The sequence below is a fragment of the Bradyrhizobium sp. WU425 genome (genome assembly GCF_021052305.1).
In the GTDB taxonomy this organism is placed as follows: domain Bacteria; phylum Pseudomonadota; class Alphaproteobacteria; order Rhizobiales; family Xanthobacteraceae; genus Bradyrhizobium; species Bradyrhizobium canariense_D.
Genome location: NZ_CP088089.1, coordinates 7,467,656 through 7,483,080, shown reverse-complemented (window position 1 = coordinate 7,483,080; position 15,425 = coordinate 7,467,656). Strand labels below are relative to the sequence as shown.

General features: G+C 65.2%; 12 protein-coding genes. 7 read left to right on the top strand and 5 right to left on the bottom strand.

Annotation, left to right across the window (positions count from 1 at the left end):
• Positions 1–912: a DMT family transporter gene (locus BcanWU425_RS35645; protein ID WP_204513198.1), complete on the top strand. Its 912-nt coding sequence runs from the start codon at positions 1–3 to the stop codon at positions 910–912.
• 12 nt (positions 913–924) lie between these two features.
• On the top strand, positions 925–1,701 hold the full coding sequence (locus tag BcanWU425_RS35640) for an MBL fold metallo-hydrolase (protein WP_204513199.1): 777 nt from the start codon (positions 925–927) through the stop codon (positions 1,699–1,701).
• A gap of 143 nt (positions 1,702–1,844) precedes the next feature.
• Here the strand turns inward: BcanWU425_RS35640 and BcanWU425_RS35635 are convergent, their stop codons facing one another.
• From BcanWU425_RS35635 to BcanWU425_RS35620, 4 genes are all read right to left on the bottom strand, one after another.
• Entirely contained in the window at positions 1,845–2,615 is a 771-nt protein-coding gene (locus tag BcanWU425_RS35635) for a TIGR02186 family protein (RefSeq protein ID WP_018460023.1), read from the bottom strand.
• Positions 2,612–3,529, bottom strand: coding sequence for a sulfite exporter TauE/SafE family protein (locus tag BcanWU425_RS35630; protein ID WP_018460022.1), 918 nt, complete (start codon positions 3,527–3,529; stop codon positions 2,612–2,614). Before BcanWU425_RS35630 ends, BcanWU425_RS35635 begins: the two co-directional genes overlap by 4 nt.
• Before the next feature lie 317 nt (positions 3,530–3,846).
• A complete protein-coding gene (locus tag BcanWU425_RS35625; protein ID WP_204513200.1) occupies positions 3,847–7,299 on the bottom strand; it encodes a tetratricopeptide repeat protein in 3,453 nt (1,150 codons plus the stop codon).
• Positions 7,300–7,525: 226 nt separating this feature from the next.
• On the bottom strand, positions 7,526–8,116 hold the full coding sequence (locus BcanWU425_RS35620) for a PadR family transcriptional regulator (protein ID WP_018460020.1): 591 nt from the start codon (positions 8,114–8,116) through the stop codon (positions 7,526–7,528).
• Positions 8,117–8,316: 200 nt separating this feature from the next.
• Between BcanWU425_RS35620 and BcanWU425_RS35615 the strand changes: the two genes are divergently transcribed.
• From BcanWU425_RS35615 to BcanWU425_RS35600, 4 genes are read left to right on the top strand one after another with little or no spacing between them, the layout of a single operon-like run.
• Complete coding sequence (locus BcanWU425_RS35615; RefSeq protein ID WP_018460019.1) at positions 8,317–8,703, top strand: nuclear transport factor 2 family protein; 387 nt, start codon at positions 8,317–8,319, stop codon at positions 8,701–8,703.
• 38 nt (positions 8,704–8,741) lie between these two features.
• Positions 8,742–10,532: an acyl-CoA dehydrogenase C-terminal domain-containing protein gene (locus BcanWU425_RS35610; RefSeq protein ID WP_204513201.1), complete on the top strand. Its 1,791-nt coding sequence runs from the start codon at positions 8,742–8,744 to the stop codon at positions 10,530–10,532.
• A 57-nt stretch (positions 10,533–10,589) separates the two neighbouring features.
• Positions 10,590–11,798, top strand: a complete 1,209-nt coding sequence (locus BcanWU425_RS35605) for an acetyl-CoA C-acetyltransferase (RefSeq protein ID WP_018460017.1) — start codon at positions 10,590–10,592, stop codon at positions 11,796–11,798.
• An 18-nt stretch (positions 11,799–11,816) separates the two neighbouring features.
• Entirely contained in the window at positions 11,817–14,030 is a 2,214-nt protein-coding gene (locus tag BcanWU425_RS35600; RefSeq protein WP_085351979.1) for an FAD-dependent oxidoreductase, read from the top strand.
• Between the two features lie 71 nt (positions 14,031–14,101).
• On the opposite strand, the gene gstA is transcribed toward BcanWU425_RS35600, so the two are convergent.
• Positions 14,102–14,716, bottom strand: a complete 615-nt coding sequence (gene gstA, locus BcanWU425_RS35595; protein WP_018460015.1) for a glutathione transferase GstA — start codon at positions 14,714–14,716, stop codon at positions 14,102–14,104.
• A gap of 126 nt (positions 14,717–14,842) precedes the next feature.
• On the opposite strand from gstA, the gene BcanWU425_RS35590 reads away from it, so the two are divergent.
• A complete protein-coding gene (locus BcanWU425_RS35590; protein ID WP_007599417.1) occupies positions 14,843–15,337 on the top strand; it encodes a MarR family winged helix-turn-helix transcriptional regulator in 495 nt (164 codons plus the stop codon).
• Positions 15,338–15,425 lie beyond the last annotated feature (88 nt).

Here is a 15,425-nt window from a genome sequence, read left to right as displayed (position 1 = left end):
ATGTCGCTCGCCCCCTCGCTTGCCGTTCCCCGCAGCCGCTTCAACACGCTTCCGCTTGCGATCGGCCTGTTCTGCCTGCTCTGGAGCTACGCCTTCGTCGCCGGCAAGATCGGCGTGACCCATTGCCCGCCGCTGATCCTGCTCGCCGCGCGCTTCTCGCTCGCCGGCATCTTGATCATCGGTGCCACGCTGGTCCGCGGCGACGACTGGTCGCTGTCCTGGCGCGATGCTGCGATTTTCGCCGCGCTCGGCGTCGCCAACAACGCGCTTTATCTCGGCCTCGGCTACACCGGCCTGCAGTCGGTCTCCGCAGGCCTCGGCGGCCTGGTCGTGTCGGCCAATCCGGTGTTCACGGCGGGCCTCGCCACGCTGCTGCTCGGCGAAAGCATGACCTGGCGCAAGGCGAGCGGCCTCCTGCTCGGCATCATCGGCGTGACCTTGATCGTCTGGCACCGCCTTTCGGTCGGCACCGACTCGCTGCACGGCATCGTGTTCACGCTGGCCTCGCTCGCCTCCCTCGTCGCCGGCACCATTTTGTTCAAGCTGCTCGCGCCGAAGGGCTCGCTGTGGATCGGCAATGGCGTGCAGAATCTCGCCGCCGGCATCGTGCTGACGCCGGTGGCGCTCACCTTCGCCGATGTTCATGCCATCGATTTCACGCCGGGCCTGATCGGCGCCTTCGCCTTCCTCGTGCTCGGCGGCTCGATCCTGGCGTACTGGCTCTGGTTTCATCTCCTGAAAGTGTGTGGCGCGACGGCTGCCAGTGCCTATCATTTCCTGATGCCGCCGCTCGGCATGCTGTTTGCGTATCTCGTGCTCGGCGAGCACGTCGAGGCGCGCGATCTGCTCGGAATCATCCCGGTCGCACTCGGCATCTACCTGGTGACGCGGCCCGCCAAATCCGTCTCGTAAGAGGAGTCCATCATGCCCATTTCCATCACCCTGATCGGCGGTCCCACTGCGCTGATCGAGATCGATGGCTTCCGTTTGCTCACCGATCCGACCTTCGATGACGCGCACACCGCCTATCAGCTGCCGCATGTGAAGCTGGAGAAGACGATCGGCCCTGCGCTCAAGGCCGATGCGATCGGCCCGATCGATGCCGTGCTGCTCAGCCACGACCAGCATTCCGACAATCTCGACAATTCCGGCCGCGACTTTCTCAAACATGTGAAGCGCGTGCTGACCACCGAGGCCGGCGCGCAGCGCCTCGGCGGGCATGTCGAAGGTTTGGCGCCGTGGGGCACGGCGCATCTGAAAGATCGTGACGGCAACTCGCTGACGATCACCGCGACCCCGGCGCGTCACGGCCCGGCCGGCATCGAGCCGCTGTCAGGCGACGTCATCGGCTTCGTGGTGTCGTCGAGCCGGACCGACACCACATCGGTCTACATCAGCGGCGACACCACCTGGTTCGACGGCGTCGCCGAGGTCGCGCGCCGTTTCAAATGCGGCGTGGTGATGCCTTTCGCCGGCGCCGCGCAAACGCGCGGGCCGTTCCATCTGACCATGGACACCAACGACACCATCGAGACCGCGCGCGCCTTCCCCGATGCGATGATCGTGCCGGTTCATACGGAGGGTTGGGCGCATTTCCGCCAGAGCAGCGAGGATCTGCGCAAGACCTTCGACGTGCTCGGCTTCGGGACGCGGCTGCGATTGCTCGAGCCCGGCGTGCCGACGGTGGTGCAGGCGCCGTAGCCCCGACTGTCATGCCCCGGCTTGACCGGGCATCCAGTACGCCGCGGCGGTAATTGTGAGAGCGAGTCGCCTAACGCAGGCCTCTGGAATACTGGGTCGCCCGGTCGAGCCGGGCGACGACGAGAGGAGAGAGCGTAGTCTCCTCAATCCTTCCGAAACACGATCGAGGCCATCCATCCCGTCATCAGCGCCATCGCCGCCGTAACCAGCCCGTAGATCAGGCCGTTCTGCCGCGCCGTGGTCGCGACGAACTGCTCGAAGCCGACCTTGACGATCTCGAACGCGGTCTCGGTCTTGCCGATGAACGCGCCGTCGGCAAACAGCTTGATCTCCACCTCATAGGTGCCGATCGGCACCTCCGCCGGCAGTGGAATGCCGGTGCGGAACAGGGTCGGTGTCAGGAACGTCACCGCGCTCGGATCCTCGCGGTAGAGACCGCGCTGGGTGCGCAGGCGGATGAAGGCGGAGCGGAACACGTCGTTCGGCACCACATCGGCATAGTCGCCGCTGACACGCTGGGTCAGCAGCACGTTGTTAAGCCCGATCTGCTGGCGCCGCGCGATCTCGGGCGAGGTGATGACATCGAAGGAGCGGTTGGCAAATAGCGCGAGATAGCTCGGCACCTCCAGGAACTGGCGGTAGTCGGTGTTGATCCAGATCCCGAAGGTGCGCTCCTTGCGCCGCGTCACCATCTCGGCGCGCGGGCCCATCACGGTGACGACGAGATCGTAGCTCTTGCGATCGGCGGGCGTGGAGGCGTCCTTCTCGACCGAGCCGAACAGCACCAGCTCCTCGCCGGAATAATTCGGCGTCACCGTGACGCGATGGTTGGAGACCGACACGATCAGCCGCTCGGCGCGTGCGACGGAGCCGAGCAGCAGAACGAGCAGGACCGCGAGAGCTGTGCGCATCATCCGTTCACCCCCAGCTCGCGGATGGTGAAGAGGTCTTCGGGCCGGATCACCAGCTCGATGGCGAAGCGAACGCCGACCGAGAGGATCAAGAGGCCGAGCAGCAGCCGCAGCTGCTCGCCGCGGATCTTCTGACCGGCGCGTGCGCCGAACTGCGCGCCGGTGACACCGCCGACCATCAGGATCAGCGCCAGCACCGCGTCGACGAGGTGATTGGTCACCGCATGCAGCAGGGTCGCAAACAGCATCGTGACCAGCGTCAGGACCATCGAGGTGCCGATCACCGTCGAGGTCGGCACCCGCAGCAGATAGATCATGATCGGCACCAGGATGAAGCCGCCGCCGATGCCCATGATGGCGCCGATGAAGCCGATCAGGACGCCGATGATCACGACCGGAATGACCGAGAGGTATATCTTGGAACGCTTGAACCGCATCTTCAGCGGCAGGCCATGGATCCAGTTGTGGGTGCGTCGCGGCGGCACCGCGCCGCGCCGGGTCCGCATTAGGGCGCGCAGGCCTTCGGAGAACATCAGGCTGCCGACGGTGGTGAGCAGCACGACGTAGGACAGTGCGATCATCAGATCGAGCTGGCCGAGCGCACGCAGCTGCGTGAAGGTCCACACGCCGAGCGCCGTCCCGGTCACGCCGCCGCATAACAGCACGCTTGCCAGCGCCGGGTCGATCGCGCGTCGCCGCCAATAGGCGAGCGCGCCGGAAAAGGACGAGGCGGCGATGTGGCTCGCGACGGAGGCGACCGCGACCGCCGGCGTGATGCCGATGAAGATCAAAAGCGGCGTCATCAGGAAGCCGCCGCCGATCCCGAACATGCCGGAGACGAAGCCGACCGCCGCGCCCATCGCTAGCACGAGGAAGACATTGACCGGAAGATCGGCGATCGGGAGATAGAGCTGCATCGAGAGACCACGCTTCCCGCGAGACGGATCGATTGCGCGGAATGCTCGCAGGAGGGCAGAACGATTGCCGCGCCCTTCAATAGCGGAATTCGGTGGCCGGCGGGACCAGGAATTTCGGGCGTGGTGAATGGGCTTAGAGAGATCAGATCACGGCTCGCAGCGAACCGAGCATTCCGCCACCTTCTCCGCCGTCATGCCCCGGCTTGACCGGGGCATCCACTACGCCGCAGCTTCTCCGTATCCAACCGACGCCTCTGGAATACTGGGTCGCCCGGTCAAGCCGGGCGACGACAAGAGGAGAAAGCGTACTAAACCGATTAATGCACAGCCGAGGCCGCGCGCTTGGCGGCAACCGGCTTCGGCGCAGGCTTCGCGTTGGCCTGCGGGGCGCTGTCCCAGCCGCCGTTCGGGGCCGCAACATTGACAGCGTCGTCGGGCTGCGGTTCGGCGCTGAAGGTCTGGATCGCGAGCTTGGCGGCGGCGAGCGATTGCGGGTCGAGCCGCTTGGCGACGTCGTCGCGCTTGCCGGCCGCGTCCGCATCGCCCTGGGCGGCGGCGAGCGTGAACCATTTATAGGACTCGGCGAGGTTCTGCTCGACCCCGATGCCGCGGGCATAGAGGATGCCGAGGTTGAACTGGCTGTCGGCGACGCCGCGGTCGGCGGCCTTCCGGAACCACAGTGCCGCGCTCTTGTAATTGGCTCCGCGTCCGCCGCCATCGGCGTCGAGCACCGCGAGATTGTGCATCGCCTTGGCGTTGCCGCGCTCGGCCGCCTGCGTGTAGTAACGGCGGGCGATGTCGGCGTCCTTCTTCACGCCAAGACCCTTTTCGTAGAGTGTCCCGAGGCGGAAGGTTGCGGGCACGACGCCGGCCTGCGCCGCACGGTCGTACCATTTGGCGGCTTCGTCGTAATTCGCGGCCACGCCCTTGCCCTCGGCAAAGCGCACGCCGATCTCGTAGGCCGCGGTCGCATCGCCCTTCATCGCGGCGGTGCGCAAGCCGGGGCCACCGATGCCGTCAGGCAGCTTTTCGGTCGGCGGCACCTGGATCATCGCGAGTTTCGCGCGGCTCGTGCCCGACAGCGCGCCGGTGACGTCGCTCGACGCCGCAGGCGGGGTTGGCGCCGCGGTTTGCGGGATTTCGACCGAAGCGGTGCCGCTCGGGCTCGTCACGGACCCCGGCGCGGCATTGTTCTGCGACTGCTTTCCGATCGGCGTCGGCGAGGTCATCGAGGGCGTGACCTGCTCTGGCGCGGCGGGCTTGTTCTCAATGGACGGCAGGGCTCGCGGCGCGGGCTCGCTCGACGTATTCTCCATCGCCTGCGGCGCTGGCGACGAGCTGCTGCCATCGAGCAGGTTCATCGCCATCTTGAAGGTGCCGAGCACGATCACGACCACGCTCGCGCCGACCAGCAGCGAGCGGATCTTCGAGGTGATGGTCGACCCGCCTTCCTGGCCCTTGTCCTTGGCGCGGCCGGCAGACGCCTTGGCGGCCCGGCCGGTTTTCTCGGGTGGCTGCGCGGCGGCGGCTTGCGCTGCGCGGCGCGCGGCAGCGATGAAGCTCGACGACGACACCGGCTCCTTGGGCGCGGCCGGGATTTCGCTGATTGCGCTTTCGGACGCAGCGATGCGCTCGGACGGCGTGGCGATGCGTGCACCCGGCCTTGTGCCCGGCTCGAGCGGATGATCCGGCGGCAGTTCGGGCGCAAGCGCGGCGCGCGTGGGCGCGGTATGCGGCTCCAGGATTTCGCTGATCGCGCGTGGCGGAAGCGGGGGTGCCATCGGCATCGGTGGCGGCGCCGCCGGCGCGGCGGCTTGGAATTCGCGCGGCGCGGCGGCGAAGGCGGCCTGCGCCGCCTGCGCGGCGGCCGGATTGGGCAGCTCGGGTTTCGGATCGTATTTCGGGTGCTGCTGTTGCTGCGGCCGCGGCTCGCGCGCCATCGGCGCGGGCTCCATGGGAGCGGCCATCGGCATCGGCATCGGCTGCGCCGCAGGGGCGGGCGGTGCGGTGCGCACATTGCGAAGATCGCCCTCGATCATCGAGAGACGATCGACGACGTGGCCAAGGGCGTTGTGGACGGCCTCCAGCGAATCCTGGGTGGTCCGGTTGGTCTCGGCCTGGCTGAAGCGGATGTCGGAGAGCTCGCGCTTGACGAGATCGACCATGCCGGAATCGGCGGGCGGCGCGGAGTTGCGGCTCTCCGCCAGCGCGGAATAGGTCGCCTGCTGCCGCTCCAGGTGGCGCAGGATGTCGTGCAACCCATCCTCGACGCGGCTGAAATTGCCGTTGCGCGGATCGGAGGCGGCCTCGAGCCGCTCCAGCAGATACGAGACCCGCTGTTCAAGATGAGCGAAGGTCGAAGCCGAGTCGTTGCCGACCTGCATGCGATCGAAACGGTCGGACAGGGCGCGGATCGCGCTTTCGAGTTGCTCGCTGCTCTCGGATGGCTGTGGGCGCTCGCGCGTTTCCAGAGCGGCGGTGAGCGCCGCGATGCGCTGTTCCAGCACCGCAAAACTGTCGCCTTGGCCGGACGCACGGGTGACCTGGTCGACCTTGGACGACAGCAGCTGCACGTCGTCCGAGAGCCGTGCCAGCGCTTCGTTGGAGGCAACGTTGGAGACGATGCCACGCAGCGCCGAGATCGCGCCTTCGAGCTGGCGGACCGTGGAAGGATCGTCATTGGCGCGCAGGATCAGATCGAGCTTGGCGCCGAGATTGCGGATCGCCTCGTCATAGCCGGTGAGCTGCTCGGCCGGCGTCAGCGTGCGGAGCACCTGCTTGATCTCGGACAGCGCGTGCTCGATGCCGGACAGGACCTGACCATCGGTGCCGTTGGAGCGGGTCTCGTCGATGCGCCGATGCAGCGAGCGGATCTCGTTCTCGATCGATTCGATCGCGCGGCGCGGCATCGCCTCGGTGATGGCGTTGCGGATCTCCGCAAGCTCGCTGCGGAAAGTGTTGATCGCCTGCTCGGTATTGTCAGGGCGCTGCAGCGATTCGATCTGGCTCGTGATCTTGAGCAGATGGCGCTCGAGCGCAGAGAAATCCGGCCCCGGCTGGGGTGGCGGCGGAGCATAGGCAGGCGCTGGCGGCGCCATCGGGGGCGCGTAAGGAGCTGCGGCGGGCGCGATCGGCGGCGCGGCGCGCGGCGGCATCTGCCTGGGCGTAAAGCCGTCGAGCTCGCTCTGCCGTGCGGTGATCTCGGCCACCGCGACGTCGAACGAAGCGGGGCTCAGGGGCGGTGAGTTGCGATAGACCTGTGCTGCCGCGCGCTCGACCGCATCAGCCTGGCGCTGGCGCGTTTCAACGGGGGCCTGTCGCGGTGCCGGAGCCTGCTGCGGCTTTGAGATTTGCGACAGCCTTGCATCGAGCCGCGAGATCGCGTCGTTGAGCTGGCGCGCAACGCCCTGCTCGCGCGAGACGTCTGGCCGCGAAGTGTCTTGCCGCGAAGGATCTTGGCGCGAAGAATCTTGCCGCTGCGCCGGCTTCGAAATCCGTTCGATCTGCTGGGTGATGGCGTCGAGCCGCTGGTGGATGTCGGCGACTTCGCGGCTTTCCGGGCTCGGCACGTGACTCGGGACTTGGCTCGGAACCTGCTGGGCTTGCGGACGCTGGTCGTAAAGTCCGCGAAAGTTTGGCGGGTTGGTCTCGCCGAGCGTGGAGTTCAGCCAATCGTTGAGTGACATGCCGGCGCGACGCGCAGCAGCTTCGGCCCGCTCCCGGACGGATGGATCAATGCCGTCAACACTCCACGATACGCGCGAATTCATGACTCTGTCCGGTTCCGACTCCGGCGCCCACCCGGCGCCTCCAGTCTTCCCTCGCGTGCCGGTTGCAAAGACAATCGGATTTGGCGCGGGTCGTCTGCCTCGAAAACCGACTTTTGTCTGTTACGGTAAATAACGGGTTAAGGAACCCGTTGACGGTGTCTTAAAGTTGGGCGGCGGGGTGCGGGTGGCTTGCACACAAGCGCGGCCATGACGAAGCAGAGACACCTCAGCCCTTGCCCTCGCGCTTGCCATCCTCCAGCGGCACAACGGTGCCGCTTGCGCTCATCGCCGACAGGGCCTCGAGCGCTTCTTCGCAGAAATCGGCCACCATCTGCTCGTGCCGGGCGCCGAGCTGAAGCAGGAGGAGATTACCGAGGTCGAGCACGCCGGACGCCGCCCCTTCCGGAAAGCGCTTCTTCAGGATGCGCTCGTAGTTCTCGTGGCGATCGCGGTGGTGCTCGAGCCGGGCCATCAGGTCGGTGCGCATGGGCTCGAGGCCGATGCTGTCCAGCGCATGCAGCCGCACCAGGAGGTCATCCTTGATGGAAGGGGGCGTGCTTGGCCGCGCGGCCCAGTGCCGCAGCGCTGTTCGACCCTCCGGAGTCAGCGTATAGATCAGTTTATTGGGTTTGCCGGTTTGCACGACCTCGCGGCCCTGGATGTAGCCGCGGTCGCGCAGCTTGGAGAGCTCGCGGTAGATCTGCTGGTGGTCGGCCTTCCAGAAGAAGCCGATCGAGGAATCAAATGTCTTGGCGAGCTCGTAGCCCGTCATTGGACGTTCCGTCAGGCAAGCGAGGATTGCGTCGCCCAAAGCCATGACCCGGTCCTCCTGTTGTCGATCTTAACCAATTGGCTTGACTTTATGCGCATCGGCGCATATGCGTCAATGTGCATATGAGGCGACCCAATAACGAGGGCAAAACCGCCCCGAAAACCCCAATGGAATCAACCTTCGCGCTACTGTGCATGGGGTTGTTTTCGCGTTTTTTTGCCCGAGCCTTTTAGGGAGGCACCTGAATGACCGGCCTCGAGTCCTGGTACGGCTACATGAAGTCGCATGACCGGGCAGCGCTCTGGGACTTGCTGCATCCCGACGCCGTCTTCGAAAGCCCCGTCGTGCACGCGCCGCAGCGCGGCCGCGACATCACCTTCAAATATCTGGCCAGCGCTGAGAAGGTGCTTGGCGGTCCCGGCTTCAGCTATGTCGGTGAATGGAAGAGTGAGAGCGGCGCCGTGCTCGAATTCAAGACCATGATCGACGGCATCGAGATCAACGGCGTCGACATCATCAGTTTCGACGGCGAGGGCCGCATCACGCATTTCAAGGTGATGGTGCGGCCGCTCAAGGCCATCAACATGCTGCATCGCCTGATGGCCGAGCAGTTGGCCGCCACTCAATCCTAAGCCAACACCGTCACTTCAAGGCCTGCCGGGAGACCACCATGCCGATCTACAAAGCCCCCGTCGAAGACGTGAACTTCCTGCTCAACGACGTCTTCCAGATCGACCGCTACGACAATCTGGCCGGCTTCTCCGATGCGTCGAGCGACGTGCGCGAAGCCATTCTCGGCGAAGCTGCCAAGCTTGCCGAAGAAGTGCTGCAGCCGCTCAATCGCGTGGGCGATCTCGAAGGCTGCAAGCGCGCGGATGACGGTAGCGTCACCACGCCGACGGGATTCAAGGAGGCGTTCAAGCAGGTCGCCGAGGGCGGCTGGCTCGGCCTGTCGGCACCAACCGAGTTCGGCGGTCAGGGTCTGCCGGTGACGCTGAGCCAGGCGGTCAACGAATTCCAGATCTCCGCCAACATGGCGTTCTCGATGTATGGCGGCCTCACCATGGGCGCGACCGCGGCGCTGATCGTCCACGGCACGCCGGAGCAGAAGCAGACCTACGTGCCGAAGATGGTGGCGGGCGAGTGGACCGGCACCATGAACCTGACCGAGCCGCATTGCGGCACCGATCTCGGCATGCTCCGCACCAAGGCGGTGCGGCAGGCCGACGGCAGCTTCAAGATCACGGGCACCAAGATCTTCATCTCGGCCGGCGAGCATGACCTCGCGCCCAACATCATCCACCTCGTGCTTGCCCGCATTGAGGGCGCGCCCGCCGGCATCAAGGGCGTGTCGCTGTTCGTGGTGCCGAAATTCCTGGTCAATGCCGATGGTTCGGTGGGGCAGCGCAACGGCGTGGTCTGCGGCTCGATCGAGCACAAGATGGGCATTCACGGCAATTCCACCTGCGTGATGAACTACGACAACGCCACCGGCTGGCTGATCGGCGAAGAGAACAAGGGCATGCAGGGCATGTTCGTGATGATGAACGAGGCCCGCCTCGGCGTCGCCGTGCAGGGTCTCGCGCAGTCGGAAGTGGCCTATCAGAACGCGGTCGCCTATGCCCGGGATCGCATCCAGGGCCGCTCGCTCACCGGCGCCAAGGCGCCGGACAAGCCGGCCGATCCGATCATCGTCCATCCCGACGTGCGTCGCACGCTGCTGTCGATCCGCGCCTTCAACGAGGCCGCGCGCGCCTTCGTGATGTGGACCGCGCTGAAGAGCGACGTCGCCCATCGCTCCGAGGATCCCAAGGACCGCCAGGCCGCCGACGATCACATGGGCCTGATGACCCCGGTTCTGAAGGGCTTTCTCACCGATTACGGCTTCGCCAACGCGGTGCAGGCGCAGCAGATGTATGGCGGCCACGGCTACATCGCCGAGCAGGGCATGGAGCAGTTCGTGCGCGATGCGCGCATCGCCATGATCTACGAAGGCGCCAACGGCATCCAGGCGCTCGACCTCGTCGGCCGCAAGCTGCCGCGCGAGGGCGGCCGCGCCATCATGGCGTTCTTCGGCGAGGTCATGGCCTTCGCCAAGGAGAACGGCGGCGACGAGGCGATGAAGCCCTACATCACTCCGCTCTCGGCCTCGCTCGGCCATCTCCAGCAGGCCACCACCTGGCTGATGCAGAACGCGATGGCCAAGCCCGACAATGCCGGTGCCGCCGCAACCGATTACCTCAATCTCTTCGGCTTCGTCGCGCTCGGCTATATGTGGGCGAAGATGGCGAAGGTGACGCAAGCCAAGATTGCCGAGAGCGGGACGACGCCCTATCTCTCGACCAAGCTCGTCACCGGCCGTTTTTTCATGGAGCGGATGCTGCCGGAGACCGCCGCCAATCTCGCGCGCATCCAGGCCGGCTGCGCCACCATCATGGAACTGCCGGCGGAAGCGTTCTGAAGCCGCTTTCGCTGCGACCGGATCACGACCACAAGATCATCACATCAGGAGGGCGTCATGCCTGAGGCATTCATCTACGACCACGTCCGCACCCCGCGCGGCCGCGGCAAGGCGGACGGCGCGCTGCACGAAGTCACCGCGCTCGCGCTCGCGACCGTGCCGCTCAAGGCGCTCAAGGACCGCAACAACCTGCCCGAAGATTCCGTCGATGACGTCATTCTCGGCGTGGTCGATCCGGTCGGCGAAGCCGGCTCCGACATCGCGCGCTTTGCCGCGCTGAAGGCGGGCTTGGGCGAAGCGGTGCCGGGCGTGCAGATCAGCCGCTTCTGCGCCTCCGGCCTCGATGCCGTGAATTTTGCCGCAGCCCAGGTGATGAGCGGCCAGCACGAGCTCGTGATCGGCGGCGGCGCCGAATCGATGAGCCGCGTCGGCATCGGTGCTTCCGGCGGCGCCTGGCCGATGGACCCGTCGATGGCAGTGCCGGCCTATTTCATGCCGCAGGGTGTCTCGGCCGATCTGATCGCGACCAAATACGGCTTCTCGCGTGACGACGTCGACGCCTATGCGGTGCAGAGCCAGCAGCGTGCGGCGAAGTCCTGGGAAGAAGGCCGCTTTGACAAGTCGGTCGTCCCGGTGAAGGACATCAACGGCCTCACCATCCTCGCCAAGGACGAGCATATGCGTCCTTCGACGACGATGCAGTCGCTGGCGCAGCTGCAGCCGGCGTTCACGATGATGGCGCAGATGGGCGGCTTCGATGGCGTCGCGGTGCAGTCGCATCCGGAAATCGAACGCGTCAATTACGTGCACCACGCCGGCAATTCGTCGGGCATTGTCGATGGTGCCGGCGCCGTTTTGCTCGGCAGCAAGGAAGCCGGCGGCAAGTACGGACTGAAGCCGCGTGCAAGGATCCGCGCATTCGCCAATATCGGCTCGGAGCCCGCGATGATGCTGACCGGCCCGGTTGATGTCACCGAAAAGCTGTTCGCGCGCTCGGGCATGAAGAAGTCGGACATCGACCTGTTCGAGCTCAACGAGGCCTTCGCCTCGGTTGTGCTGCGCTACATCCAGGCCTTCGACATCGACAACGCCAAGATCAACGTCAATGGCGGTGCGATCGCGCTCGGCCATCCGCTCGGCGCGACCGGTGCCATGATCCTCGGGACGGTGCTCGACGAGCTCGAGCGCACCAACAAGGCGACCGCACTGGTGACGCTGTGCATCGGCGGCGGCATGGGCACCGCGACCATCATCGAACGCGTCTAAGGGCAGGGAGCAACCAGCATGGCTTACAAGAACTTCAAGGTTGAGACCGATTCCGACGGCATCGCGCTCGTGACCTGGGACATCCCGGGCCGTTCGATGAACGTGCTCGACGAGACATCGACCAGCGAGCTCGACGCGATCGTCAAGGCGACCACGGCCGACGCCGTGGTGAAGGGGGTCGTCATCACCTCCGCCAAGGAGGCGTTCTGCGCGGGTGCCGATCTTTCCATGCTCGAGGGCATGAATCAGGCCTACGCAAAAGTGTTTGGGGAGCAGGGCGAGACGGCCGCGAACCAGATGCTGTTCGAGCAGAGCCGGCGCTTCTCGCAGGTGCTGCGCTCGATCGAAACCTCCGGCAAGCCGTGGGCGGCGGCGATCAACGGCCTCGCGCTCGGCGGCGGTTTCGAGATTACGCTGTGCTGCCACTATCGCGTGGCGGCGGAGAATCCCAAGACCCGCCTCGGTCTGCCCGAGGTCAAGGTCGGCCTGTTCCCGGGCGCCGGCGGCACGCAGCGCGTGCCGCGCCTGGTGCCGCCGCAGGACGCGATGACGATCCTGCTCAAGGGCGATCCGGTCACGATCGAGAAAGCCAAGGCGCTGAATCTGATCCACGCCATCGTTCCCGCCGCCGACCTCGTCAAGGCGGCAAAGGACTGGATCAAGGGCGGCGGCAAGGCTGTTGCGCCCTGGGACGAGAAGGGCTTCAAGCTGCCGGGCGGTCCGGTGTTCTCCAAGGCCGGCATGATGATGTTCCCGGCCGGCAACGCGATCTATCGCCGCGAGACCTACGACAATTATCCGGCCGCACGCGCGATCATGAGCTGCGTCTACGAGGGCCTGCAGCTGCCGATCGACGCCGCGCTCCGTGTCGAGTCGCGCTACTTCACCTCGGTGCTGCGCTCGAAGGAAGCGGCTGCGATGATCCGCAGCCTGTTCCTGTCGATGCAGGAGCTCAACAAGGGCGCGCGCCGTCCGAAGGATGTGCCGCCGACCAAGGTGAAGAAGATCGCCGTGATCGGCGCCGGCTTCATGGGCGCGAGCGTCGGCTATGTCTCAGCCCGTGCCGGTCTCGACGTCGTCCTGATCGATCGCGACCAGGAGAGCGCCGACAAGGGCAAGGCGCATGCGCAAAAGGTGATCGAGGAGCAGATCAAGAAGGGCCGCGCCAAGCCCGGCGACGCAGAAGCGCTGCTCGCGCGCATCACGGCGACCGCGGACTATTCCGCGCTCAAGGACGTCGATCTCGTCATCGAGGCCGTGTTCGAGGACCGCAAGGTCAAGGCTGATACCTTTGCCAAGGCGCAGGAGCACATGAAGCCGGACGTGATCTTCGCGTCCAACACCTCGACGCTTCCGATCACCTCGCTGGCGGAATCCTTCAAGGACCAAGGCAGGTTCGTCGGCATCCACTTCTTCTCGCCGGTCGAGAAGATGATGCTGGTCGAGATCATCCAGGGCAAGAACACCGGCGATCTCGCGATCGCGACCGCGCTCGACTACGTCCGGCAGATCGGCAAGACGCCGATCGTCGTCAACGACTCCAGAGGCTTCTTCGCCAATCGCTGCGTCGGCCGCTACGTCGCCGAGGGCAACGAGATGTTCCTCGAGGGCGTGCCGCCGGCGATGATCGAGAACTGTGCCAAGATGGCCGGCATGCCGGTCGGCCCGCTCTCGCTGTCGGACGAGGTCGCGCTCGACCTCGGGCTCAAGATCATGAAGGCGACGGAAGCCGACCTCGGCCCCAACGCCATCAATCCCGATCAGAAGAAGCTGATGGTGGAGATGGTCGAGAAGCAGGGCCGTCTGGGCCGCAAGAACAGCAAGGGTTTTTACGATTACCCCGAGAAGGGCAAGGGCCAGAAGAGCCTGTGGCCGGGCTTGTCCGCGCTGCAGCCCAAGCAGCTCGATCCCGATACCCTCGACGTTGAGGAGTTGAAGCAGCGCTTTCTGGTAGTGCAGGCGGTGGAGGCCGCGCGCACCGTTGAGGACCACGTCATCACCGATCCGCGCGAAGCGGATGTCGGCTCGATCCTCGGCTTCGGCTTCGCGCCGTTCACCGGTGGCACGCTGTCCTATATCGACTTCATGGGCCCGAAAAAATTCGTCGAGCTTTGCCACAAGCTGGAAGCGAAATACGGCTCGCGCTTCACCCCGCCGAAGCTCCTTGAGGAGATGGCCGCGAAGGGAGAAACCTTCTACGGCCGCTTCGCTCCGAAGAAGGCGGCGGCGTGATTCTCTGAACCCGTAGCCGGGATAAAAAATGCGAAAGGCCGGATTTTCGATCCGGCCTTTCGCATGTGCGCTCAGGCAGCCTGGATCAGCCCTTCCTTCTTCATCGCTTCCTGCACCTGCGGCCGCGCCGCGACGCGGGTCTTGTACGCGGCAAGGTTCGGCATCGCGGAGAGGTCGAACTTCATCCGGTCGCCCCAGGTCAGCATCGTGAAGAGATAACCGTCGGCCACCGTGAACTGCTTGCCCATGAGGTAGTCGCGGCCGGCGAGCTGGCTGTCGATGTATTTCAGCTTGCCCATGACGCGGTCCTTGAAGAAGGCCTTGGCCTCGTCGTTCAGCGTCGGCGCGAACATCGGGCCGAAGCTCTTGTGGACCTCCGAGGTGAGGAAGTTCAGCCATTCGAGCAGCTTGTAGCGCTCGGCGCTGCCGTGGGCCGGCGCCAGCGCCTTGGCTGAGGCCTGATCGGCGATCATCTGGACAATCACCGGGCCTTCGGTCACGATCTCTCCGCTATCGAGGCCCAGCGCAGGGACCTGGCCCTTGGGGTTCAGCTTCAGATAATCCTCACCGTTTTCGAGCTTCTTGGCCCGAATATCGACCTTGACCAGTTCATAGGGCAGGCCGGCTTCCAGGAGCGCGATATGGGGGGACAGCGAGCACGCACCGGGCGAATAGTACAATTTCATGGAATTTCCTCCTCTTGTTGCTTGGTTCAGGCGAAAGAACGACTACATGCATCTGCTTGAAATAGTCAAGATTGATGCAGGTGCATCGAATAGGGTAAGAGACGGGCGACGAGCTTGAGCGGGACCATGAAACGCAAACCATCGACCGAGGCGACTTCCGCCTGGATCCGCTTGATGCGGGTGCAGAGCCGTGTGCTCAATTGCGTCGAGCAGGACCTGAAGAAGGCCGGCTTCCCGCCGCTCGCATGGTATGACGCGCTGCTCGAACTGTCACGGGCGCCCTCGGGCGAGCTCCGGCCGGTCGAACTCGAACGGCAGATGCTGATCCCGCAATATTCGACATCGCGGCTGATCGACCGCCTGGTCGACGAAGGCCTCGCCTCGCGGCGTGAATGCAAGATCGACAAGCGCGGCCAGTTCGTGGAGATCACGGAAGCCGGCCGCGAATTGCAGAAGCGGATGTGGGGCGCCTATTCGGCCGCGATCGAGAAATATGTCGGTTCGAAGCTGTCCGATGCGGATGCCGTGAAGCTCAGCGGTCTGCTCGACCGTCTGGGCTGCTCGTGCGGCGAGATGAAACTGCCGCCTGCCCACGTCAACGAAACCACGCCGTTGCGATGATCGCGCGGCAAACCAGCTCGTCCGTGCAGCCGGTGGCTGCGCGGACCATCCCTGCCACCCACGCGCGTTCGATCGAAGCGCTTTTGAT